Origin of the sequence: uncultured Tyzzerella sp., from assembly GCF_963558545.1 — a bacterium.
Classification (GTDB): Bacteria; Bacillota; Clostridia; order Lachnospirales; family CAG-274; genus Tyzzerella.
Genome location: NZ_CAUWHO010000011.1, coordinates 1 through 25,974, shown reverse-complemented (window position 1 = coordinate 25,974; position 25,974 = coordinate 1). Strand labels below are relative to the sequence as shown.

Sequence of the window (25,974 nt, the reverse complement as noted above, 5' to 3'; positions counted from 1 at the left end):
ATATTTTTTAATAAAATAATTTATAATAACTATTTTACAAATAAAGAAAAAGGCTATATATATAGCCTTTTTCTTTATTATATAATTGTATCATCAATATAAATATCTTCTGATAAATCGTCCTCTTCTTTTAAATATTTTTCTTTATATAATCTTAAATCTATTTTTCTATAAGTTTGCATACCTGTACCTGCTGGTATAAGCTTTCCTATAATAACATTTTCTTTAAGACCAATAAGTGGGTCAACTTTACCTTTAATAGCTGCCTCTGTAAGTACTTTAGTTGTTTCTTGGAAAGATGCAGCAGAAAGGAATGATTCTGTAGCAAGTGCTGCTTTTGTTATACCTAAAAGTACACGAGAGCCATTAGCTTTTTCTAAGCCTTCTTCTTCCATACGATTATTAGTTTCATCGTATTCTAACCAGTCTATTAAGCTACCCGGTAAAAAGTCTGTGTCGCCTGGTTCTTCAATTTTAGTACGTTTAAGCATTTGTCTAACAATAACCTCAATATGTTTATCGTTAATATCAACCCCTTGTAAACGATATACACGTTGAACTTCTTGTATCATATAATCTTGAACGCCTCTAATACCTTTTATTCTAAGGATATCGTGAGGATTTATACTACCCTCTGTAAGCTCATCACCAGCTTGTATATAATCACCATTTAATACTTTTATACGAGAACCATAAGGGATAAGATATTCTTTAATTTCCCCATCATCAGCCATAACTGTAACTTCACGTTTGTTTTTAGTTTCTGTAATAGAAACTTTTCCACCAAACTCTGCTATTATTGCAAGGCCTTTTGGCTTTCTAGCTTCAAATAATTCATCAACACGAGGAAGACCTTGTGTAAGGTCAGTACCACCAGAAACACCACCTGTATGGAATGTACGCATTGTAAGCTGTGTACCTGGTTCACCAATAGATTGAGCTGCAATAATACCTACTGCCTCCCCTATTCTAACAACTCGGCCACTAGCCATATTTGCACCATAACACTTAGAGCAAACACCTTTTCTTGACCTACAAGATAAAATATTCCTTATAAGCACTTTTTCAATACCTAATTTTTCTACTAAATCTGCTTGGTCAGGTGTAATCATAGTATCTGATTCTACTATTATTTCTCCATTTTCTGGATTTCTAATATCTTCAACAGAATATCTTCCTCTTATTCTATCTGATAAAGGCTCAATAGTTTCTTGACCGTCCATAAATGCTTTAACTAACATACCTGGCACTTCTCCAGTTTCTTCTGCACAGTCAAATTCTCTAATAATAATATCTTGAGATACATCAACTAACCTTCTTGTTAAGTAACCAGAATCGGCAGTTCTAAGTGCTGTATCTGAAAGACCTTTTCTAGCACCGTGGGCAGATATAAAGTATTCTTGAACCGTAAGACCCTCACGGAAGTTAGCTTTAATAGGAAGCTCAATAGTTTCTCCAGAAGGAGATGCCATAAGACCACGCATACCTGCAAGCTGTTTAATCTGTCTATTAGAACCCCTCGCACCAGAGTGAGCCATCATATAAATATCATTATATTTACCAAGTCCTGCCAAAAGTGCATTTGTTATTTTATCATCAGCTGTTTCCCAAGCTTTAATTACTTTAAAATGTCTTTCCTCATCTGTCATAAGACCACGTCTAAACATTTTAGTAATTTTATCAACTTCTTTATCTGCTTCTTCAAGGAATCCTTCTTTTTCTGCTGGAATTTCCATATCTGATACAGAAACAGTTAAAGCACCTTTTGTAGAATATTTAAATCCTAAATTTTTAATATTATCTAACATTTCTGCCGTATCTGTTGCAGAATGTTTATTTATACAACGGTTAATTATTTTACCAAGTGCCTTTTTATCACATAAGAAATCTATTTCAAAATCAAATTTATTTTCTTCTTTTGTTCTATCAACAAAGCCTATATCTTGAGGTATTATTTCATTAAATATTATTCTACCAACAGTAGTACCAACTATTTTACTTTCAATAGTACCATCTTCATTTTTAATAGTTCTTCTTACTTTAATTTTAGCGTGTAAACTAATAATATGGTTATCATAAGCTAAAATAGCCTCATTTTCATCTTTAAATACCTTATCCTCGCCCATTTCCCCATCTTTTTCAAGAGTTAAATAATAAATACCAAGTACCATATCTTGAGATGGAACTGTAACTGGTTCACCATCTGATGGTTTTAAAAGGTTGTTAGGTGCAAGTAATAAAAATCTACATTCTGCCTGTGCCTCTACGGATAAAGGAACGTGAACAGCCATTTGGTCACCGTCAAAGTCAGCATTATAAGCTGTACAAACAAGTGGGTGTAATTTTAATGCACGCCCTTCTACTAAAACTGGCTCAAATGCCTGTATACCAAGTCTATGAAGAGTAGGAGCTCGGTTAAGCATAACAGGGTGCTCTTTAATAACTTCTTCTAATACGTCCCACACTTCTCTTTGTAATCTTTCTACCATACGTTTAGCAGATTTAATATTGTGAGATATTCCATCTTCTACAAGTTTTTTCATAACAAAAGGTTTAAAAAGCTCTATTGCCATTTCTTTTGGTAACCCACATTGATATATTTTAAGGTTAGGTCCAACAACTATAACAGAACGTCCAGAATAGTCAACACGTTTACCTAAAAGATTTTGTCTAAAACGCCCTTGTTTACCTTTTAAAAGGTCAGAAAGAGATTTTAAACTTCTATTCCCAGGTCCTGTAACAGGTCTACCCCTTCTACCATTGTCAATAAGAGCATCTACTGCCTCTTGTAACATTCTTTTTTCATTTCTTACAATAATATCTGGTGCACCAAGGTCTAAAAGTCTTTTAAGACGATTGTTTCTATTTATTACTCTTCTATAAAGGTCATTTAAATCTGATGTTGCAAATCTACCACCATCAAGTTGAACCATAGGTCTAATATCTGGAGGTATTACAGGTAGGTTATCTAATATCATCCATTCTGGTTTATTATTAGAAACTCTAAACGATTCTATAACTTCTAATTTTTTTATTATTTTTATTCTTTTTTGTCCTGTACTATCTTTTAATTGAGCTTTAAGCTCTTTAGACTCTTTTTCTAAATCTATTTGTTGTAATAGAATTTTTACAGCCTCTGCACCCATACCAACAGTAAAAGCATTTCCAAATTTATCATAAGCTTCTCTATATTCACTTTCAGTTAAAAGGTCTTTATAAGATAAAGATGTATTACCCGCATCTAAAACAACATAACTTGCAAAATATAATATTTTTTCTAAGGCACGTGGACTCATACCAAGTATAATACCCATACGGCTAGGTATACCTTTAAAATACCATATATGAGATACTGGGGCAGCAAGCTCAATATGCCCCATTCTCTCACGTCTTACTTTAGATTTTGTTATTTCAACACCACATCTATCACAAACGATACCTTTATATCTAACTCTTTTAAATTTTCCACAATGACATTCCCAATCTCTTTGTGGACCAAATATTCTTTCACAAAAAAGACCGTCCTTTTCTGGTTTTAAGGTTCTATAATTTATAGTTTCAGGTTTTTTAACCTCACCTCTAGACCATTCACGTATTTTTTCAGGAGATGCTAATCCAATCTTAATAGAATCAAAAATTATAGATTGTTCACTACTTTGTGTACTCATATAACACCTTTCTCCTTTCTATTATTCATCAAAATTATCTTCATTATTAAAATCTTTTTCTAAATCTGCAAAAATATCGCTATCAAAATCATCTAAGTCTAAATCCATATCTTCTTCTAATAACATATCTTCTTCTACTGGGTCAACCTCATCATAATCTGGTATTTCATCTATATTAAAGCTATTTTCTAAAACGTTTGTTAAAATATCTGTTTTTGTATCGTCTTCAGTACCTTCGATATTTACATTTACAGAAATAGTATCCCCTTCTTCAATAGATTCTTTTATCTCTACCTCCGTAGAATCCTCTAAAAGAACACGAACATCTAAGCCTAAGGCTTGAAGTTCTTTTAATAATACTTTAAATGATTCTGGTATACCTGGCTCTGGTATATTTTCACCTTTTACAATAGCCTCGTAAGTTTTAACACGTCCAACTATATCGTCAGACTTAACTGTTAATATTTCTTGTAGAGTATATGATGCACCATAAGCCTCAAGTGCCCAAACCTCCATTTCTCCAAACCTTTGTCCACCAAATTGTGCTTTACCACCAAGAGGTTGTTGTGTAACTAAAGAGTAAGGACCTGTTGAACGAGCGTGTATTTTATCATCTACAAGATGGTGTAGTTTAAGGTAGTGCATAAAACCTACTGTTGTAGCATTGTCAAACTCCTCACCTGTCCTACCATCTCTAAGTTTTATTTTACCAGTATGGTTAAGCTTAACACCACGCCATTCTTCTCTATGAGCCTTATTTTTATCTAAATATTCAAATATTTCCTCATTTATCTTATCTTTCCATTTAGCTTCAAATTCTTCCCAAGTGCTATTGGCATAATCATTTGCAAGCTCTAAAGTTTCCATAATGTCTTCTTCGTTAGCACCATCAAATACTGGCGTAGCTATTTTCCAATCTAAAACTTTAGCTGCTAATGATAAATGTATTTCTAACACCTGACCAATGTTCATACGAGAAGGAACCCCAAGTGGATTTAAAACTATGTCAAGAGGTCTACCATTTGGCAAGAAAGGCATATCTTCTACTGGTAATACACGAGATACAACCCCTTTATTACCATGACGACCAGCCATTTTATCTCCAACAGATATTTTTCTTTTTTGTGCTATATAAACACGCACAAGTTTATTAACACCTGGTGGTAATTCATCTCCATTTTCGCGTGTAAATATTTTAACATCTACAATTATACCACATTCGCCGTGAGGTACTCTTAAAGATGTATCTCTAACTTCACGTGCTTTTTCTCCAAATATAGCTCTTAAAAGCCTTTCCTCTGCCGTAAGTTCTGTTTCACCTTTAGGTGTAACTTTACCTACAAGAATATCATTAGGAGAAACTTCTGCACCTATTCTAATAATACCACTTTCTGTTAAATCCCTTAAAGCATCGTCCCCAACATTTGGTATATCTCTTGTTATCTCTTCAGAGCCTAGCTTAGTATCTCTAGCTTCACATTCATATTCTTCTATATGAATAGATGTATAAACATCTTCTGCTACAAGTCTTTCACTAAGTAAAACAGCATCTTCATAGTTATAACCTTCCCAAGTCATAAATCCTATAAGAGGGTTTTTACCAAGAGCAAGCTCACCATCTTTTGTAGAAGGGCCGTCTGCAATAATATCACCAGATTTTACAACCTGTCCTTTAGATACAATAGGCTTTTGGTTCATACAGTTACTTTGGTTACTTCTTTTAAATTTACTAAGTTTATACCTATCTTTTCTTCCGTCACTAGTTTTTACAACAATTTCTGATGCGTCAACTTTTTCTATAATACCATCATTTTTAGCAACCATAACAACACCAGAGTCTTTGGCTGTTTTATGTTCCATACCAGTACCAACAACTGGTGCTTCTGTTGTTAAAAGAGGCACTGCTTGACGTTGCATATTAGAACCCATTAAGGCTCTTGTAACGTCATCATTTTCAAGGAAAGGTATTAAAGCTGTTGCAACAGAAACAAGCTGTTTAGGAGATACGTCCATAAGGTCAATTTTTTTTGGCTCTATCTCTACATTATCCTCACCAAGACGTGCTGTAACTTTAGGGTGAACAAATTCGCCATTTTCATTTAAAGGCTCATTTGCTTGTGCTATAACATAGTTTTCTTCTTCATCAGCAGTAATATATATAAATTCATTAACAACTCTAGGTGTATCACCAGATTTGTCTATTTTTCTGTAAGGAGCTTCTATAAATCCATATTGATTTATTTTAGCAAATGTAGCAAGGGAGTTTATAAGTCCGATGTTAGGTCCCTCTGGAGTTTCAATAGGACACATACGTCCATAATGCGATGTATGTACGTCCCTAACCTCAAACCCTGCTCTATCTCTTGATAAACCTCCAGGACCTAAAGCAGATAGACGACGTTTATGTGTCATTTCACTAAGAGGGTTATTTTGGTCCATAAACTGTGATAATTGAGAGCTACCAAAAAATTCTTTTATAACAGCTGTTACTGGCTTAATATTTATTAAAGCTTGTGGCGTTATCATCTCTAAAGCTTGGGTGTTCATTCTCTCTTTTACAACTCTTTCCATACGAGAAAGCCCTATTCTAAACTGATTTTGTAAAAGTTCGCCAACCGCTCTAATACGTCTATTTCCAAGATGGTCTATATCATCTGGAGCACCAACTCCATAATCTAAATGTATATTATAATTAATACTAGCCATAATATCTTCAAAGGTAATATGTTTTGGCATTAATCTTTGGAGATTAGCTTCTATTTTAAACATTAAATCGTCTTTATCATCTGCAAGTTCTAATAATTCCATTAAAACTGGATAATAAACATCTTCTTTTATACCAACTTCTTCTTTTGTTATATCATAAGATTTTAAATAATCTGTAGCATCAACAGTAAGATTTCCTATAACTTTACAGATTTTATCTTCTTCTACATATATATTAATATAAGGTACACCTGCATTTTGTATTTTATCAGCTAATTCATTAGTTATTTTATCTCCTTCATTAGCTAATATTTCACCTGTAGATGTATCTACTACATTTTCTGCAAGTTTAAAACCTCTAGCTCTATTTTTATAAGATAATTTTTTATTAAATTTATACCTACCTACACGTGCAAGGTCATATCTTTTTGGGTCATAAAACATACTTGCAAGTAACGATTGAGCACTTTCTACTGTTGGAGGCTCACCCGGTCTTATTTTTTTATATACTTCCAGTAACCCTTCCTCGTATGTTTTGGCAATATCTTTTTCTATTGTAGCAAATATTTTCCCTTCTTCTCCAAAATAACTAATAATTTCTTCATCTGTACCAATACCTAAAGCACGTATTAAAGATGTAACTGGCAATTTACGGTTTCTATCTACTCTAACATAAAATACATCATTGGAATCTGTTTCGTATTCAAGCCAAGCACCTCTATTAGGTATAACAGTAGAGCTTATAAGGTTTTTACCAACCTTATCTTTTTCCATAGCATAATAGATACCAGGAGAACGAACAAGCTGACTAACTATAACACGTTCTGCACCATTTATAATAAATGTGCCCGTATCTGTCATTAATGGAAAATCCCCCATAAATATCTCTTGCTCTTTTATCTCATCATCTTTTTTATTAGTAAGCCTTGTTTTTACCCTTAAAGCTGTTGCATAGTTTGCATCTCTTTCTTTACATTCTGCAATGTCATATCTTGGTTCATCATCTAGCTTAAACCCAATAAATTCAAGTATAAGGTTGTTGCTATGGTCTGTTATTGGTGATATATCTTCAAACACTTCTTTAAGACCTTCTTTAATAAACCAATCATAGCTATCTTTTTGAAGAGCAAGAAGATTAGGCATTTCTAAAACTTCGTCAATCCTTGAGTAGCTCATACGAACAACGTCGCCTAGCTTAATTGGCTGTATTCTACTTTTCTCCACGGCACTACACTCCTTAAATATATTTTAAGCTTATATAAAAGCCCTATTGTTTACATAAGTATTTAAAACACAAAAAATCACCGAATACTACCTTTTTTTAAAAATTTTGTGTTCGGCTAATAAATTATATAAAATTAAATCAAATGGTTGTAGTACATAAAATAAATACACCCTTTTCTAATTTTAATATTTTGATAATTTCTGTTTGTTTTAAACTTATTTTTTTAGCAATAATGTACATTTTTTATAATTTGTCATTACTGTTTATATCTATTGATACGTTTTTTAATTCTATCACATTTCCTATTATTTGTCAATATAATTTTTATAAATTGCAATAATTGTTGTTGAGGTATAATACATAGGTAACAAAAATAATAAAAAAAGATTTCCCCTTGTAGTATAGTATATTTAACAAAAAAGAAATACCAAAAAGGAGAAATCCTATAATTATTTATCATTTACATTAATAAAATTAAGAACTGGAAATAAATTAGTATAATCTATTTTTAAAATAAGACCATCATTTTCAAATATAATTGCGTCTACTATGTTAATTTTATCCCCTTTTTCAAAAGATACACTATTATAAAATAAATCAAATAATTTTAAATAGTTTACATCTAAAGAATGTTCTGTCGAAAAGAAAACTTCATTATCTGGCTGAGATATTTTTATTATTTCTGCAAAGTTTACCTTACCGTCTCCAAAAACCCTTTCTTTATCTTCAAACAATACTAGAGTATCATCTATACCATGATATAATTTTATACAACAATTATTTTCTAAATATGTGTATAAAAATCCAATATCTATTAACTTAGTATTCCCTATAAATTCTCTGGCCATATATTTAAAATTTTTATCAATTCCATTTATTGTAATATTTCTATATCCTATTAAATAAACTGGGTATATCCACGACGAATTATCAAGTATATGAGTATATATACCACTATATAAATTACATAAATGAGCTAAATATGCTCCATGTGAATCCCCATATATAATAATCTTTTTCATATTTATTTTTTTATTTTTAGATAATGCGTAGTCTATTGCATATAAAGTGGCATATATATTATCCATAGTTTGTAAAAAAGACATATCGCAAAAATTATATACAGTTTCCTCTTTAACTTCACTTTGCATAAATTCCCATCCAAAATAATCACATTGAACAGTTAAAAGGTTGTATTTATTTGCAAACTCTCTTCTCATTTTCTTATATACATTATTGTTGCTATGTGCGCCAAAGCCTGTAATGAATAAAAGTATACCTGTGTCTTCATTTATACCCATATCTGGTTCATACATATATAAATCAAATTTTCTTTCTAAACTACTTCCACCAACTAAATTCACATAAAAATTATGATGCCCTATAACCTGTTTATATATATCAGCCATATTAATATTCCAACTTTCTTTATCTATGTAATTTTGCAATATAATTATAACTAAAATTATAATATATTAATAAAAAAAATGCAAGAATTCCACTTGCATTTTTTTATTAATATATTATTTTTTATTAAAAATAGTTTCTTCTGTATCTTTATCAAAAAGATATACTTTATTTAAGTCAAACATATATTCAATATCTCCACTTGTTGGTGCATTATCAACAGTAGCTGTTTTAATTTGAATTTGTTTTTTATTTTCTTCAATATGAAGGTATGTTTCCGCACCTAAGTTTTCATAAACTTCTATTTTAGATTTAAATACAGTATTACCTTCTGGTGTAACATTATTTATAATACATTTAATATTCTCTGGTCTAATACCTAAAATAACTTCTTTACCAATATATCCACTTTCTTTTAATACTGATTGTTTTTCTGCAGATAGCTCAATATCTTTTCCTAAAACATTAACTAATACTTTTCCATTTTTTTCAACTATACTAGCATCTAAGAAGTTCATCTGAGGCATACCAATAAAACCAGCAACAAATATATTTTGTGGATTTTCATATATTTCTCTTGGAGAATCTACTTGTTGTATAATACCATCTTTCATAACAACAATTCTAGTACCAAGTGTCATAGCTTCTGTTTGGTCGTGAGTAACATATATAAATGTTGTATTAAGTTCGTGATAAAGTTTAGCAATCTCAATACGCATTTGACCTCTAAGTTTAGCATCAAGGTTTGATAAAGGTTCGTCCATTAAGAATACTTCTGGGCTACGAACAATAGCACGACCCATAGCAACCCTTTGTCTTTGTCCTCCAGAGAGAGCTTTTGGCTTTCTGTCTAAAAGATGTCCGATATCTAATATTGCTGCTGCTGCCTTAACTTTTTTATCTATTTCATCTTTAGCTACTTTTCTAATTTTAAGAGCAAAAGCCATATTATCATAAACTGTCATATGTGGATATAAAGCATAATTTTGGAAAACCATTGCAATATTTCTATCTTTAGGTGCAACATCATTTACAATTCTATCACCTATGTATAATTCACCTTCAGATATCTCTTCAAGACCAGCAATCATTCTAAGTGTAGTAGATTTACCACAACCAGATGGACCTACAAAAACGATAAATTCTCTATCTTCAATGTTTAAATTAAAATCTTTAACAGCTTCAAAGCCATTATCATATCTTTTTATAATATTTTTAAGTTTTAATCCTGCCATTTTTACTTCCTCCTAAAATATATAAATTAACTAAAAGATTTAACTTTTTAAATATAATTAAATAATGTAGGATTATCTTTTTTTAGTATAGATAATAATTCTTCATCTATACCTAATAAATACCCTACCTTTTTGCCATTTTTATCATTAATAAAAATAACAACTTCTTTAAGGTCTAAGCCTTTTATAGTACATCTTATAACCTTTTCTTCTTTAGAATAACTATTAACGTTAGATACACTTAATATATTACCAACTCTTATATTACATATAACTTTTCTTCTTTTTTTACCTATTATTTTAGATACTGTTATGTCTTTATCATAGTATTCATATTCATATTCTAAAAATTTTTTAGACGTATAAACTTCTATTAATATAAAAACTATAAAAACAGGTATAGATAAGAAAATACCTAATATACCAGCCATAGCAAGTATAAAAACACCTATTAACAATATGGCTTTACTAACAATATTAATAGTATTTGGCAATGTACCATAATCTTTTGTTATAAATTGTTCATAGAACTTATTCAAAAAATTCACCTCAGCTATCATTAGCTTAGTTAAAAATTAACTTAAACACTTTGTTAATTTATATTTACTATAATATTTAATTAGTAAAAAGTCAACATTTCTTTAAGATATTTTTTTATTTTTGTTTAGTTTGCACACCATATATTAAAATATATGTGCTAACTGACTAATTATAATTTTATAGCTATATAAAATTAATATAGTTTTATCCAAATTTTTCTCTTATTTTAGCTAATACCTTCTTTTCTATCCTAGATACTTGAACCTGAGATACACCTATTATTTTTGCAACTTGACTTTGCGTTTTATCTTCAAAATATCTAAGATTTATTATTTCTCTTTCTCTTGGTTCTAAGTTTTTTATTATATCTTTTAGCACAATACTTTCTACTATATTGTCTTGATTATCATTTTTAAGCTCTAGTTTGTCTATTAAATACACGCTTTTTCCATCATTTTGATAAACAGTACTATATAGAGATTCTACATCTCTATCTGCATCTAGCGCTAATACTAAATCCTCTAAAGGTACATCTATTGCTATGGCAAGTTCACTAATAGTAGGTTCTTCGTTATTTTTTTTTGTTAAAACATCTTTCATATATTTTGCTTTAGTAGCAGTTTCTTTTAAAGACCTAGATATTTTTATAATTCCGTCATCTCTTAAAAACCTTTTTATTTCCCCCATAATCATAGGTACTGCATATGTAGAAAATTTAACATCATAGTTTGTATCAAAATTTTTTATACATTTTAAAAGACCAATAGAACCTATCTGATATAAATCTTCCAAATCACACCCTCTGTTTAAAAATCTTCTTACAACACTCCATATAAGTCCAGAATTTTCTTCTATTATAGCTTCTACTGCTTTTTCATCACCGTCCTGTGCAAGTTTTATTAGTTCTAATATATCACCATTCATTAGGTAACCCCCTTGCACTAATTTTTATTTATTTTCTTTTCCAAATAAATTTTTGTACCTTTTCCTACTTCTGATACTACCTTAATATTATCCATAAAAGCTTCCATAACGGTAAATCCCATACCAGAACGTTCCATATGTGGTTTTGATGTGTAAAGAGGCTCCATTGCTTTTTCTAAATTTTCTATACCTCTACCCTTATCTTCTATATCTATGTATAATATATCTCTTGCTATTTTACAATCTATATATATCTTACCATTTTCTATCCCTTCATATCCGTGTATTATAGCATTAGTAACAGCTTCAGACACTGCCATTTTTATATCTTCTAATTGCTCTAAAGTTGGGTCTAGCTGTGTAGCAAAAGCTGCTACACTAACTCTAGCAAAGGCCTCATTTTTAGAATTAGCATCTAATATTAAGCTTATTTTATTATCATACTGCATTTTAAAACTCCTCCTATATACTCTTTATAGCCTCTTCTTTTGTTGTAAAACATACAATTAATTTATTAAGACCAGATATATCGAATATCCTTTTAGCATTATCTTTTAGTCCAAATGCATATAATTTTCCATTTTTTTCTTGTGTCATTTTATATCTACCTATAATCATACCTATACCAGAGCTGTCCATAAATCCCACATCTTCAAAATCTAAAATTATGTTGTTACAAACTTGTTTATTAAATTCTCTATCTATTTTATCTCTTATATCTTCTGTATAATGATGGTCTATCTCGCCATACAATTTAACTAATAATGTTCTATTTATTTTTTTACATTCTATCTTCAATGTATTTCCTCCTTTGTTATTTATATATATATAATAACTTAATATATCCATATTTATCAACTTAAATTAAACTCATTAATTTTACTTTTTTTAATAAAATACTTTACTTTTTGATAAATAATGATAAAATGTTTATATATTATACATTTTACGGAGGTGAAATATGGAATCATTAACAGAAAAACAACAACTTATACTAGATTATATAAAAACTCAAGTTAAATTAAATGGTGTTGTTCCATCAATTAGAGAAATTTGTAAAGCATCTGGTCTGTCTTCTACATCTTCTGTTCATCTTCATTTAGAAACTTTAGAAAAAAAAGGATACATAAGAAGGAAACAAGCAAAAACTAGAAATATAGAAATTTTAGAAAAAAATTTTTACAACAATAATTTTGAAGAGTTAGCTAATATACCTATATTAGGTAATGTATCTGCTGGATTACCTACTCTTGCAGTAGAAAACATAGAAAGCTATTTTCCTATACCTATTTCATATTTAAAAAATAATGATGCTTTTATGTTAAAAGTCTTTGGAGATAGTATGATTAATGCTGGTATATATGATGGAGATTTAGTTTTAGTAAATAAACAATCTACTGCTAATAATAGAGATATTGTTATAGCACTAATAGATGATGAAACAACTTGTAAAAGATTTTTTATAGAAGATAATAATATAATTTTAAAACCAGAAAATGATTTATATGAGCCTATAAAATCTAATAATGTCACCATATTAGGTAAAGTAATAGGTCTTTTTAGGAGTTTTTAATATGCACAAAGATTTTTTAAACAATTTAATAAAAAAGTCTGACTTAAAAAATACAGATTATTTTGTATATAATCAGTCTAAAACAAAAAAGTCTACCGATGTAGAAAAAATAACATTTAATAAATTATCTAAAGCAAATTTTAAAGATTATATTGTACTAGACTTTGAAACTACTGGGCTATCGCCTATTAACGATAAAATTATAGAAATAGGAGCTATTAAAGTAAAAGACAATATTATAATAGATAAATTTGATACATTAATAAATCCTAAAATGCCTATTCCACCTTTTATATCAAACAAAATTAATATTACTAATGAGATGGTTAAGGATAAACCTTTTATCGAAGATATTTTTAAAGATTTTATAAAATTTTTAGAATATTTACCATTGGTTATACATAATGCAAAATTTGATATGGGATTTTTAATAAATAACTGTAAAAATTTATCACTTAGTATAAATAACCCTGCTTTAGATACAGTTTCAACTACAAAAATACTATTCCCAGAGCTAAAAAAATATAATTTAGCTTTTTTATGCAATCATTTTAATATATCAAATCCAAATGCACATAGAGCAATGTCTGATGTATTAGCTACATATGAACTTTACAAAATTTTATATAATGAAACAATGAAAAAGACTATTAGTTAAAAGTTAATAGTCTTTTTCATTTTTAGCTATATAATAATAAATTTATACAGAATGTAAAAAAATAATATTAAAGTAATTTTTTTAATTTTTATATCCTATTTATAGGGTATAAAAATTTTAATCACAATACGAGGCTTTGCCTTGGATTGTGTAAAAGCTAAATTTCTAAGGGCTTTAGCCCTTGTACGAAGAAATCAGCTTTTTTCTTACAGTATATCAAAAAAAATAAACTTGTTATTTTTTTGGAGAGGTTGTAGATTTTGTCTACAACCTCATTTATACTAATTTTGTATTATCCACCTAAATATGCTTTTTTAACCTGCTCATTACCTAAAAGATTTTCAGCATTGTCAGACATAACAATCTTACCTGTTTCTAAAACATACGCTCTATGAGATATATTAAGTGCCATTTTAGCATTTTGCTCTACTAATAAAATAGTCATACCTTGTCTATTACACTCTTTTATTATTTCAAATATTTCTTTAACAAGTATAGGTGCAAGCCCCATAGACGGTTCGTCCATTAAAAGCATTTTTGGGTTACTCATAAGAGCTCTACCTATTGCAAGCATTTGTTGCTCTCCACCAGATAAAGTACCTGCCATTTGTTTTAACCTTTCTTTAAGCCTTGGGAAAAGTGTCAAAACTCGCTCATATTCATTTTTTATAAAATTTTTATCTTTTACTAAGAAAGAACCTAACTCTAAATTTTCTTGTACAGAAAGTTGAGAAAAAACACGTCTTCCTTCTGGTACATGTGCAATTCCTTTTTTTACTATTTTGTCTGCCGATAGATTATCTATTTTACTAGATAAAAAGCTAACTTCTCCACTAGTAGACTTTAAAAGACCAGAAACTGCGTGTAAAGTAGTAGTTTTACCTGCACCATTTGCACCTATTAATGATACTATTTCTCCCTCATTAACTTCAAATGTTATACCTTTAATAGCGTGTATTGCACCATAATAAACTTGTAAATCATTTACTTTTAACATAATTTCACCCCTTTTAATCACCTAAATAAGCTGCTATAACCCTAGGATTATTTATAACCTCTTGTGGCTCTCCACTAGCTATTAGCATACCATACTCTAAAACAAATAATCTTTCGCATATCCCCATAACAAGCCCCATATCGTGCTCTATTAACAGTATTGCTGTATTAAAATTCTTTCTAATAATAGATATTGTTTCCATAAGCTCTGCTGTTTCACTTGGGTTCATACCTGCTGCTGGTTCATCTAAAAGAAGTAATTTAGGATTACTTGCTAAAGCTCTAGCTATTTCTAGCTTTCTTTGTTTCCCATATGGAAGATTAGATGCTTTTTCGTGTATAAGTCCATCTAAATTAAATACTTTTAAAAGCTCTATTGCTCTTTCATCTGCTTCCTTTTCTTCTTTAAAATATTTAGGAAGCCTAAATATACCTGTAAATGCACCATACTTCATACTAGAATTATAAGCTATTTTTACATTATCTAATACCGATAAATCTTTAAAAAGTCTAATATTTTGAAAAGTTCTAGCTATCCCCAAATTGTTTATTTGATATGGCTTATTACCTAAAATACTTTTTCCATTAAACTCTATATCGCCTTCTGTTGGTTGGTATACACCTGTTAAAAGGTTAAAAAAAGTAGTTTTACCTGCACCATTAGGACCTATAAGTCCTACCAGTTCTCCTTCTTTTATATCAAAATCTACATCTGATACTGCTTTTAATCCTCCAAAAGTTATACCCAAACCTGTTGCTTTTAATAAAGACATATTTATTCCTCCTTTCCTATTTATTTTTTTTAATTATTTTAGATATTAACTTAGTCATAGAAAATTCATATCTGCCAAATAACCCAGATGGTTTAAATATCATTATTAATATTAATAATAAAGAATATATAAGCATTCTATATTGAGAAAATTCTATTAACATTTGAGGTATAGCAACTAATACTATAGTAGCTACAATAGAGCCTGTCATACTTCCCATACCACCAAGAACAACCATTATTAATATTTCTATAGAGTAATTATAATTAAATTTAACTGGGTCTAACACCATTTGATAGTGTGCAAATAAACTTCCTGCAATACCTGCAAAAAAGGCCGATACAGAAAATGCAAATATTTTATAATATACTGTATTTATACCTGATGATTCTGCTGCTATCTCATCTTCTCTAATAGATAATATAGCCCTACCATGTCTAGAATTAATCAATGTATTTAATATATATATAGTTAAAACTGTTATAATAAATACAATAGTAAAGTTAGAATGATAATCTATACCTATAAATCCTTTAGAACCACCTGTTATGTTAGAAAAATATATAATAATCCCTCTTATCATCTCACCAAATCCAAGAGTTAAAATAGCTATATAATCTCCCCTAAGCCTTAAAGCTGGTATACCTATTATAATACCAAAAATTCCTGCTAAAAGCCCTGATAATATTAGGGCTAACAAAAATTCTATACCAGCTGGCAACTCTACATATTTTGTAAAAATAGCTGATGTATAAGCTCCAATAGCCATAAAACCTGCGTGCCCAAGTGTAAGTTGCCCTAAAAATCCTGTAACAAGGTTAAGGCTAACTGAAAGTATTATACTAATCATTATAAGCACTATTATACCTTGGTAATAATTATTAAGTACGCCTGTGCTTATTAAAGAGAATATTACTACATATAAAACTAAAACACAAATAATATTTATTAAATAATTACTAAATTTCTTCAAACAATACACCTACACTTTCTCTTTAACATTTTTACCAAGCAATCCTGATGGCTTAATAAGAAGTATTAATATAAGTACTGCAAAAACTATTACATCTGTAAGATTTGTAGATATGTATGCCTTTGTAAAAGTTTCTACAAGTCCCATTATTAACCCACCTATTACTGCACCAGGTATTGTACCTATACCACCTATTACTGCTGCTATAAATGCTTTAAGTCCAAAAACAGAACCTATCGTTGGCTCTATAAGTTTATAAGATACGCCATATAAACCACCACCAACTGCTGCTAAAGCAGAACCTATAGCAAACGTTAAAGCTATTGTATTATTTACATTTATTCCCATTAATGTAGATGCACCTTCATCTTCAGATACAGCTCTCATAGCTTTACCCCATTTTGTATATTTAATAAACAATGTTAAAAAAATCATAATAGTAAAAGATACTATAATTGTAATAATATTTACATATCCTATATCTATACCTAAAAATCTAACACTACCTGCTAAAGCATTAGGAAAAGGTAGAGGGTCTGGTTTTATTAATATAACTATATTTTGTAATAATATACTAACGCCTATTGCTGTTATAAGAGCAGATATTCTTGGTGCTTTTCTAAGCGGTTTATACGCTACTTTTTCTATTAATATCCCAAATATAGCACAAAATAGCATAGATGCTATTACAGATAACCAAAAAGGCATACCCATACTTCTAGTAAATATTAATATAAAATAAGACCCTAGCATTATTACATCTCCGTGTGCAAAGTTTATAAGCTTAACTATTCCATAAACCATAGTATAACCAAGAGCAACTAGAGCATAGACACTTCCTATACTTATACCATTTATTAATTGATTAAAAAAATCCATAAGCCAACTCCTTACTTAAATATTTATAAAAATTAAGGGAGATATAATCTCCCTTAATTTTTACATTTTTATTTTATATAATAAATTATTTTTCTATTTTATCAAATAATTTATACTGTCCGTCTTTTATCTGAATAACAGATACACTTTTTATAGGGTCTCCATTTTCATCAAACTTAATGTTTCCAGTAATACCTTCATATTGTATATTTGCTATAGCTTCCACAATAGCTTTAGAATCTGTACTACCTGCTGTTTCTATAGCATTTAACATAATGTTAGCTCCATCATAGCCTAAAGCAGCAAAACCGTTAGGTTCTTCCCCATATTTTGTTTTGTATGCATTAATAAAGTCTTGTACTTTAGGGTCTTGGTCATCTAATGAAAAATGACTAGAGAAATAAGAATTTTCTACTACTGATGTATCTTCTGCAATAGTGTTCATACCGTCCCAACCATCAGAACCTAATAAAACTACATCTTTAAGTCCACTATCTTTAGCTTGACTAGCTATTAAATATGCTTTTGTATAGTAATCTGGTATAAATAAAGCTTCTGGTGTAGATGAAGCTATTTTTGTAAGCTGTGCTTTAAAATCGTTATCAGATTCTTTATATCCCTCTACTGTGATAATTTCTCCTCCAAGCTCTTCATATTTAGTAACAAAGCTGTTTTTTACCCCTTCAGAATAAGATGAATCTATATTTTCCATAATAGCAATTTTTTTAAGTCCTAAATTTTCAAAAGCAAATTTTGCCATCATTTCTCCTTGGAATGGGTCTGTATAGCAAGCTCTAAATACATTATCTCCTGATGTTGTAATCTCTGGCACTGTACCTGTAGGTGTTAATATTGGTGTTTTATACTTTGCTGATGTTATAGCAACGCTTAAAGCTGCTCCACTTGTAGTAGCACCTACCACAGCTACTACGCCATCGTTGTTAACAAATTTATTGTAAGCATTAACAGCTTCTGTTTGGTCTGCTTTATCATCTACTGATATTAACTCAACTGGTTTATCTAGTACATTTTCTCTTTGCTCTAATGCAAGTCTTATACCATTAGCAGTGCTAATACCATAAATAGCATTGCTCCCTGTAAGTGGTCCCATTGTACCAATCACTATTTTTTCCATATTTTCCTCAGTTTTTGTTTTGTTACCACAAGCAACCATAGACAAAGCCATTACTGTTGCTGTAGATAAGGCTATAAATTTCTTTAATTTCATAGAACCACTCCCTCTAATTTATTATTTAGATACTTTATATCTACCCTGTAAATATAACTTATAAGTAATTATATATATAAATATGAATAATTTCAACAAATTTTTTTGAAAGTTAAATTTATTGTAAAAAATGTTTATAATAATGGCTATATATATAAGTATTTTATTAATATAATGTATATCTTAATAATAAAATACTTTTTTTATATGATTATTTATGTAAAATAATTTATATTTTTACATATATTTATTTATTTTAAACAATAATATCTAAGTATAATATGTATTTTGACATTTGTAATATATACTTTTATTAAAAATATTTTAATAAATCAATAGGTGTATCAATTACATCATTTGCTTTATTAGATATAAGCTCTTCTCTATCTCTAAATCCCCAAGTAACACCTACTGTATACATACCTGCTCTTATACCTGTTTGCATATCTGTATCTGTATCTCCTATATATACACAATCTTTAGGCTCTATATTAAAATGATTAGCTATTAACAATGCACCGTATGGATTTGGCTTTTTAGTTTCTTCACTTTTATATCCTAATACCATATCAAATTTATCATTACCAAATATTTTTTCCACCACATCTATTGTTCTTTCGTGAGGCTTATTAGATAAAACTGCTAATATTATTCCTTTATCTTTAAGATTTTTTAAAATATTATCTATATTTTCAAAAGGTACAACCCCTCTTGTACAGTCTTTTACAAATATATCTTTATATACTTTATAAACATCATCTAATTTTTCATAGTTAACATCTCCACTGGCATAAACTGCCCTTTTAACAAGCTCTAAAGCACCATCACCTGCAAAATATTTATACTCTTGTATACTTCTTTCCTTAAGTCCATTTTTTATTAATGCTTCATTACAAGCACCTGCAATAGAACCTATAGAATCTACTAAAGTTCCATCTAAATCAAATATTGCTAATCTTTTCATTATATACCTCTTTCTTATTTATCAACATAAATTAATTGTTATTTTTTATTTTTATTAACATTTTATAAACAATATATTAAAAAAATAAAATGTATCTGCCTACTTATCTAAAGTAAACAAACACATTTTATTAATGTGCTAAATTTTATTTAGCATAATCTATAGCCCTAGTTTCTCTAATAAGATTTACTTTTATTTGCCCCGGATATTCTAGCTCTTCTTCTATTTTTTTAGATATTTCTCTAGCTAAAAGAACAAGACCATCGTCGTCTACACTTTCTGGAGAAATCATTATTCTAAGCTCACGTCCAGCTTGTATAGCAAAAGATTTTTCTACTCCGTTAAAACTCTCTGCTATATTTTCAAGATTTTGTAACCTTTTTATGTATGTTTCTAAAGTTTCTCGTCTAGCACCTGGCCTAGCTGCTGAAATGGCGTCTGCTGACTGAACTAACACCGATATTAAAGATGTTGGCTCTACATCACCGTGGTGAGATTCTATTGCATTTATAACAGTACTATTTTCCTTATATTTTTTGCAAAGAGCTGAGCCAAGCTCAACGTGAGAGCCTTCTTCGTCATAATCTATAGCTTTACCTATATCGTGTAAAAGCCCTGCTCTTTTAGCAAGTGTAATGTCTAATCCAAGCTCACCTGCCATAATACCCGTAAGATGTGCAACCTCTAAAGAATGTTTTAAAACATTTTGCCCATAGCTTGTTCTAAATTTCATTTTACCAAGTAGTCTAATAAGCTCTGGGTGGACACCGTGTACACCTATTTCAAAACAAGCACTCTCGCCTTCTTCTCTAATCATTGTTTCTACTTCTTTTTTAGCTTTATCAACCATTTCTTCTATTTTAGCAGGATGTACTCTCCCATCTAAAATAAGTTTTTCTAAAGCTATACGAGCAATTTCTCTTTTCATAGGGTCAAAGCCCGATAATATAACAGCTTCTGGCGTATCATCTATTATAATATCTATACCTGTAAGGGATTCTATAGTTCTAATATTTCTTCCTTCACGCCCAATTATTCTACCTTTCATTTCATCATTAGGTAAAGAAACAACAGAAACTGTGCTTTCTGCAACGTGGTCTACAGCACATCTTTGTATAGCCATACCTATTATTTGTTTAGCCTTTTTATCTGCTTCTTGTTTTACACTAGCTTCCATTTCTTTTATACGTACAGCCTTTTCGTGTACAAGTTCTTCTTCTAAAGATGATAAAAGGTAATCTTTAGCTTGGTCTGTTGTAAAACCAGATATTCTTTCTAGTTCTTCTATTTTTTTACTAGATATTTGCTCTATGTTTTCTTTTTCTTCTTCTAGTTTTAATATTTTCTCTTGATGTAGTTCTTCCTTTTTTTCAAGAGTTTGAGTTCTTTTATCAAGAGCTTCTTCTTTTTGTATAAGCCTTTTTTCAAATTTTTGAATTTCTTGTTTTCTTTCTTTACTTTCTTTTTCTATTTCATTTTTTACTTTAAGGCTTTCCTCTTTAGCCTCTAGTAAAATTTCTTTTTTCTTAGCTTCTGCCTCTTTCTTTGCATTTATTAATATATTATCAGCTTCTTTTTCTGCCGAACCTATAGTAGCCTCTGCAACTTTTTTACGCATAGCAAACCCAATTAAACCACCAATTATAATTGAAATAGCTCCAACTATTATAGTAGTTATTATATATTTAACGCCCAGAAAAAACACCTCCTTAGTTAATTTTAATTTAGACGCTTCTTATATTTATAAAAACTATTAAGATACATTAAATTTTAATTATAAAGATACCTCAATTTATATTGTATCTTCTTTATATAAAATTGTCAAGATATACACCTATCTATTTAATTTTTTAATTTTAATATAAATAGTTTAATTATTAAATTAATATATACAAAAACAAATAATTTTTATGCAAATATTAAAAAGCTACGCTAAGTAAATTTCCTTAGCATAGCTTTTTTTAGTCCACAAATTTTTCTATATTAAAATAGTCAAATCTAATAGGATAAATAATATTAAATTCTATTTTTTTATCCTCAATATTATTAATATCTATGTTTTTTAAGCATTGTATAACATTATTATTGGCAGAAACTACTACTTTGTTATAAATAGTATTTGAAAATATAGACAATATCTGATTTTTTATAATATTGGCTATATAGACTTCATTTTTTACCTTTCCAGTACCATTACACATAGGGCAAACTTTAGATACTATATCATATAATGGCTTTAAAGATTTCTTTCTAGTAACCTGCATTATACCAAGCTCATTTATAGGGTATATATTTATAGGCATTCTATCCGATTTGGCTAATTGCCTCATATATAATTCCAATTGTTTTTTATGTTCTTCATTTTTCATATCTATAAGGTCTATCAATATAATTCCTGATATATTTCTAATCCTTATTTCTTTAGATATTTGCTCTAAAGCTTCTTTATTAGTTTTAAAAATCATATCATCAAAAGATTTTGTAATATTTTTACCTGTGTTTACATCTATAATAGTCATAGCCTCTGCAAAATCTATTACTAAAAAACCACCACTTTTAAGCCATACTTTGTTATTAAAAGCTTTTTCTATTTTAGATTCTATACCATAAGCCTCAAATATTGGCAATTTATCATTATACATATCTATATTTTCAAATATTTGTTTTAAACTATTATAGCTATCTTTACTATTGGTTATAACCTTATCATCTTTATCTAAAATATCTATTATTATTTTTTCTATCTCTGTTTTTGCAAAAAATAATCTTGTAGGTGGCTTTATATAATTAGCTTTATCCATTAAATCTTTAGCTTTTTTTATAAGATATAATATTTCATCTTTTATTATTTTTGTATCTGTATTGTAACAGTTTGTCCTAAAAATAATCCCATAATCTTTAGGCAAATTTTCAATAGCAAACTGTTTTAAAAACTCCCTTTTTTCTTTATCGTCTATCTTTTTAGATATGGCTATGTTTTTTTCATTTAATAATAAAACAACATATTTACCTGTAAGTGTTAAATTTGTTGTAACACTTGCCCCTTTTATTTCTGTACCTTGTTTATCTATTTGTACTAATATGTCTTGACCTTCTTTTAACCCTAAAACATATTTATTAGACCTTTCATTAAAAATATATAGGCCTCTTTGCTTTTTATCTGTTATCCCTAGAAAAGCATTTTTATTATATCCCAAGTCTATAAATGCAAATTTATTAGGTAATATTTTTTTTACTTTTCCTACAAATATATCCCCTACTTGAAAACTATCTTTTTCTTCTATTATAACTTCTTTAAGCTCATTATTTTCTAAAAGTCCTGCCCTTTCATAATTAAAAAGAGCATCTATAACAAGAGTTTTGTTCATTTTAACACCTACTTATAAAAAGTCTAATTGTATTTTATTTTCATCAAATAAAGCAACTCTTTTATAATTAATTTTATATTTTTCATATGGTATGTTTAAAAAATTATACAATCTTTCTATTAAAACATCTGGCTTTAAGTTTTTAGCACTTCCTGTTGATATTGTAGCCTTTATTTTATTACTATCTAAATATTGTATACTAAATATATCTTCCCTAATATTAACTGTTTTTGTAATTTCTTTTCCTCTTTTTTTAGTAATTCTTTCTATATTTATTTCTTTTTGGCTTAGAAAATCTTCTATATTATTTTTGTTAATACTAGTGTTTAATAATATTTCATATTCTCCTATACATACAATAGACGGTGCAGATTTTTGCCCTTCTTTTAATCTAACTACATTTAAAATTTCCATACCTATTGGCATATCCTTATTTAAAGTATCTTTTATATACTCTGGTGTCAAATCTTCATCAAACTGCATATCTATATACTCTGCTTCACTTTCCATACCAAGTGGTAAAGGTATTGCAAAGCTCATTATTTGATGAGGGTTAAAACCCTGAGAATATGATATAGGTAAATTTGCCCTTTTTATAGCTCTTTGAAATATTTTTAGTAAATCTAAATGTCCTGTATATTTTATCTTTCCTATTTTAGAAAACTTAAGCCTATATTTATTCAAAGCAAACACCTCCACCAAAAACTTTTGCTCCACACATACTACAATCTTGCCTACAATTTGGAGTAATTGTTACATTTTTAGCTTTTTCCATTTCTTCTATAAAAAATCTTTTAGATACACCAATAGATATATGGTCCCAAGGTAAAATTTCATCATAACTTCTTTCTCTATTAGCGTAAAACTCTCTGCTTAGTCCTGTTTGCTCTAATGCTTTAAGCCACGCATCGTATTTAAAGCTTTCTGTCCACCCATCAAATTTTGCTCCATTTTCCCAAGCCTTAACAATAAGCTTAGCCACTTTTCTATCCCCACGAGCAAGTATCCCTTCTATTGAGCTAACTGCAGGTTCGTGATAGTTTACTTTCACTTGTTTTCTTTCATTACTATCTTTTAATAAATATTGTTTTTTTATAAATTCTTCACAAGTATCTTGTGCAGACCATTGAAAAGGAGTAAATGCTTTTGGCACAAAACAAGATGAACTAACTGTAACAGATACACCTCTATTTCTTTTTTCTTTAGGTAGCTCATAAAACTTATCTACTATATCTGATGCCAATTTTGCTATGCCTTTTACATCATCATAAGTTTCTGTTGGTAGCCCTACCATAAAATATAGCTTAACTCTATCCCAACCACCTTCAAAAGCAAGGCTACTTCCTCTTAATATTTCTTCTTCTGTTATACCTTTGTTTATAACATCTCTAAGCCTTTGTGTTCCTGCTTCTGGTGCAAATGTTAAGCTAGACTTTCTAACACCTTGTACTTTTTGCATCAAATCTATAGAAAAAGCATCTATTCTTAAAGATGGAAGTGCAATATTTACTTTTTCATCTTTAAATTGTTCTAAAAGTCCTTCTGAAAGGTTTCTAAAATCGCTATAATCGGCAGTGCTAAGGCTTGTTAAAGACACTTCCTCGTGTCCTGATGTTTCTACTAATGTTTTAGACTTTTTAAGTATAGCATCTGCCGATTTTTCTCTAACAGGCCTATAAACATAACCTGCCTGACAAAATCTACAACCTCTTATACACCCTCTAAATACTTCCAAACTAACTCTATCGTGTACTACATCAATTAGTGGTACAAGCTGTTTATCCGGATAGAAAACATTGTCCATATCCTTAACTATAACTTTTTTTATTTTTTTAGATGCATCTTTGTGTAAAGGTTTAAACTCTTTTATTTCTCCATTTTCTTTATATTCTACATCATAAAATTTAGGTATATAAATACCGTCCATTTTTAATAATTTAATATAAAAATCTTCTTTAGTTCCACCTTGTTTTTTTATTTCTTTATATAAATCAAAAAATTCATCATATTTAACTTCACCCTCGCCTATATAAAATATATCAATTATTTCTGCTAAAGGCTCTGGGTTATATGCACAAGGCCCTCCTGCTATAATTATAGGGTCATCTTCTGTTCTATCCTTACTCCATATAGGTATATTACCTAAATTAAGCATATTTATAATATTTGTATATGTCATTTCATATTGTAGTGTAAAGCCTACAAAATCAAATTCTTTTACACTAGTGCCTGTTTCGAGAGTAAATAAGTCTATATTATTTTCTCTCATTTTTTGCTCCATATCGTGCCAAGGTGCAAACACTCTTTCGCAATATACATCATCTCTTCTATTCATAAAAAAGTATAATATTTGTAATCCTACATAGCTCATACCAACCTCATAACTATCTGGAAAACAAAAAGCAAAACGTATATCTACATCTTTAGGGTCCTTTACAACCATATTTATTTCATTACCTATATATCTTGCAGGTTTTTCTACCTGTATTAATATCTCATCTATCATATTTTCCCTCCATCTTTTGTAATGTTTATAAAATTTTTAGTCTTATTTTAGTACATTTTCAACCACATTATATATTGTACCATTAATCCCATATTTTTGTATATAGTTTAAAAATACTTTTTCATTTATTGTAAAATAAATATCCCCATTTATAGATATATTTATTACCAAATAATAATCTGAACTAAGCAATAAAACAATATCTTTGTTTTGATAATCTTTATCTATTAATACCTGCTTTATTTTTAATATTTTATTTTTTTCATATTGTTGCTTATTTGTTATAGCTTTATAAAATTGATAAATATATTCACTTTTAGACAATATTCCCATAGAATTATCAACGAATGA

21 protein-coding genes are annotated in these 25,974 nt (G+C 29.0%); 2 read left to right on the top strand and 19 right to left on the bottom strand.

What is annotated here, in order from left to right; genetic code table 11:
* Positions 1 to 77 precede the first annotated feature (77 nt).
* From rpoC to R5Z65_RS02760, 8 genes are all read right to left on the bottom strand, one after another.
* Positions 78 to 3,668: a DNA-directed RNA polymerase subunit beta' gene (rpoC, locus tag R5Z65_RS02795; protein WP_317366940.1), complete on the bottom strand. Its 3,591-nt coding sequence runs from the start codon at positions 3,666 to 3,668 to the stop codon at positions 78 to 80.
* Between the two features lie 21 nt (positions 3,669 to 3,689).
* A complete protein-coding gene (locus R5Z65_RS02790; RefSeq protein WP_317366939.1) occupies positions 3,690 to 7,598 on the bottom strand; it encodes a DNA-directed RNA polymerase subunit beta in 3,909 nt (1,302 codons plus the stop codon).
* 450 nt (positions 7,599 to 8,048) lie between these two features.
* On the bottom strand, positions 8,049 to 9,008 hold the full coding sequence (locus tag R5Z65_RS02785) for a hypothetical protein (protein WP_317366938.1): 960 nt from the start codon (positions 9,006 to 9,008) through the stop codon (positions 8,049 to 8,051).
* Positions 9,009 to 9,122: 114 nt separating this feature from the next.
* On the bottom strand, positions 9,123 to 10,241 hold the full coding sequence (locus tag R5Z65_RS02780; protein ID WP_317366937.1) for a sn-glycerol-3-phosphate ABC transporter ATP-binding protein UgpC: 1,119 nt from the start codon (positions 10,239 to 10,241) through the stop codon (positions 9,123 to 9,125).
* A 47-nt stretch (positions 10,242 to 10,288) separates the two neighbouring features.
* Complete coding sequence (locus R5Z65_RS02775) at positions 10,289 to 10,780, bottom strand: DUF6106 family protein (protein WP_317366936.1); 492 nt, start codon at positions 10,778 to 10,780, stop codon at positions 10,289 to 10,291.
* 205 nt (positions 10,781 to 10,985) lie between these two features.
* A complete protein-coding gene (sigF, locus tag R5Z65_RS02770) occupies positions 10,986 to 11,705 on the bottom strand; it encodes an RNA polymerase sporulation sigma factor SigF (RefSeq protein WP_317366934.1) in 720 nt (239 codons plus the stop codon).
* A 17-nt stretch (positions 11,706 to 11,722) separates the two neighbouring features.
* Positions 11,723 to 12,154 (bottom strand): anti-sigma F factor, encoded by a 432-nt coding sequence (gene spoIIAB / locus R5Z65_RS02765; protein ID WP_317366933.1) that lies wholly within the window; start codon positions 12,152 to 12,154, stop codon positions 11,723 to 11,725.
* Positions 12,155 to 12,167: 13 nt separating this feature from the next.
* Positions 12,168 to 12,503 carry an anti-sigma factor antagonist gene (locus R5Z65_RS02760; RefSeq protein WP_317366932.1) on the bottom strand — a complete coding sequence of 112 codons (336 nt, stop codon included), beginning with the start codon at positions 12,501 to 12,503 and terminating at the stop codon, positions 12,168 to 12,170.
* A 163-nt stretch (positions 12,504 to 12,666) separates the two neighbouring features.
* Between R5Z65_RS02760 and lexA the strand changes: the two genes are divergently transcribed.
* Complete coding sequence (gene lexA, locus R5Z65_RS02755; RefSeq protein ID WP_317366931.1) at positions 12,667 to 13,278, top strand: transcriptional repressor LexA; 612 nt, start codon at positions 12,667 to 12,669, stop codon at positions 13,276 to 13,278.
* A gap of 1 nt (position 13,279) precedes the next feature.
* Complete coding sequence (locus R5Z65_RS02750; protein ID WP_317366930.1) at positions 13,280 to 13,936, top strand: 3'-5' exonuclease; 657 nt, start codon at positions 13,280 to 13,282, stop codon at positions 13,934 to 13,936.
* 292 nt (positions 13,937 to 14,228) lie between these two features.
* Here the strand turns inward: R5Z65_RS02750 and R5Z65_RS02745 are convergent, their stop codons facing one another.
* The 11 genes from R5Z65_RS02745 to R5Z65_RS02695 all read right to left on the bottom strand — a co-directional run.
* Complete coding sequence (locus tag R5Z65_RS02745; protein ID WP_317366929.1) at positions 14,229 to 14,933, bottom strand: ABC transporter ATP-binding protein; 705 nt, start codon at positions 14,931 to 14,933, stop codon at positions 14,229 to 14,231.
* A gap of 13 nt (positions 14,934 to 14,946) precedes the next feature.
* Positions 14,947 to 15,705 (bottom strand): ABC transporter ATP-binding protein, encoded by a 759-nt coding sequence (locus tag R5Z65_RS02740; RefSeq protein WP_317366928.1) that lies wholly within the window; start codon positions 15,703 to 15,705, stop codon positions 14,947 to 14,949.
* 16 nt (positions 15,706 to 15,721) lie between these two features.
* Positions 15,722 to 16,678 carry a branched-chain amino acid ABC transporter permease gene (locus R5Z65_RS02735; protein ID WP_331677998.1) on the bottom strand — a complete coding sequence of 319 codons (957 nt, stop codon included), beginning with the start codon at positions 16,676 to 16,678 and terminating at the stop codon, positions 15,722 to 15,724.
* A gap of 9 nt (positions 16,679 to 16,687) precedes the next feature.
* Positions 16,688 to 17,557, bottom strand: coding sequence for a branched-chain amino acid ABC transporter permease (locus R5Z65_RS02730; protein WP_317366926.1), 870 nt, complete (start codon positions 17,555 to 17,557; stop codon positions 16,688 to 16,690).
* An 85-nt stretch (positions 17,558 to 17,642) separates the two neighbouring features.
* A complete protein-coding gene (locus R5Z65_RS02725; protein WP_317366925.1) occupies positions 17,643 to 18,785 on the bottom strand; it encodes an ABC transporter substrate-binding protein in 1,143 nt (380 codons plus the stop codon).
* Positions 18,786 to 19,098: 313 nt separating this feature from the next.
* Positions 19,099 to 19,749, bottom strand: a complete 651-nt coding sequence (locus tag R5Z65_RS02720; RefSeq protein WP_317366924.1) for an HAD family hydrolase — start codon at positions 19,747 to 19,749, stop codon at positions 19,099 to 19,101.
* Positions 19,750 to 19,894: 145 nt separating this feature from the next.
* Positions 19,895 to 21,430, bottom strand: a complete 1,536-nt coding sequence (gene rny, locus R5Z65_RS02715; RefSeq protein ID WP_334309014.1) for a ribonuclease Y — start codon at positions 21,428 to 21,430, stop codon at positions 19,895 to 19,897.
* A 280-nt stretch (positions 21,431 to 21,710) separates the two neighbouring features.
* Complete coding sequence (locus R5Z65_RS02710; protein WP_317366923.1) at positions 21,711 to 23,117, bottom strand: Rne/Rng family ribonuclease; 1,407 nt, start codon at positions 23,115 to 23,117, stop codon at positions 21,711 to 21,713.
* A gap of 12 nt (positions 23,118 to 23,129) precedes the next feature.
* Positions 23,130 to 23,801, bottom strand: coding sequence for a TIGR03936 family radical SAM-associated protein (locus R5Z65_RS02705; protein ID WP_317366922.1), 672 nt, complete (start codon positions 23,799 to 23,801; stop codon positions 23,130 to 23,132).
* A complete protein-coding gene (locus tag R5Z65_RS02700; protein ID WP_317366921.1) occupies positions 23,794 to 25,623 on the bottom strand; it encodes a TIGR03960 family B12-binding radical SAM protein in 1,830 nt (609 codons plus the stop codon). The genes R5Z65_RS02705 and R5Z65_RS02700 overlap by 8 nt, the downstream gene beginning before the upstream one ends.
* Positions 25,624 to 25,665: 42 nt before the next feature.
* Positions 25,666 to 25,974 (bottom strand): hypothetical protein (locus R5Z65_RS02695; protein WP_317366920.1); only part of this gene is annotated, 309 nt, incomplete at its 5' end.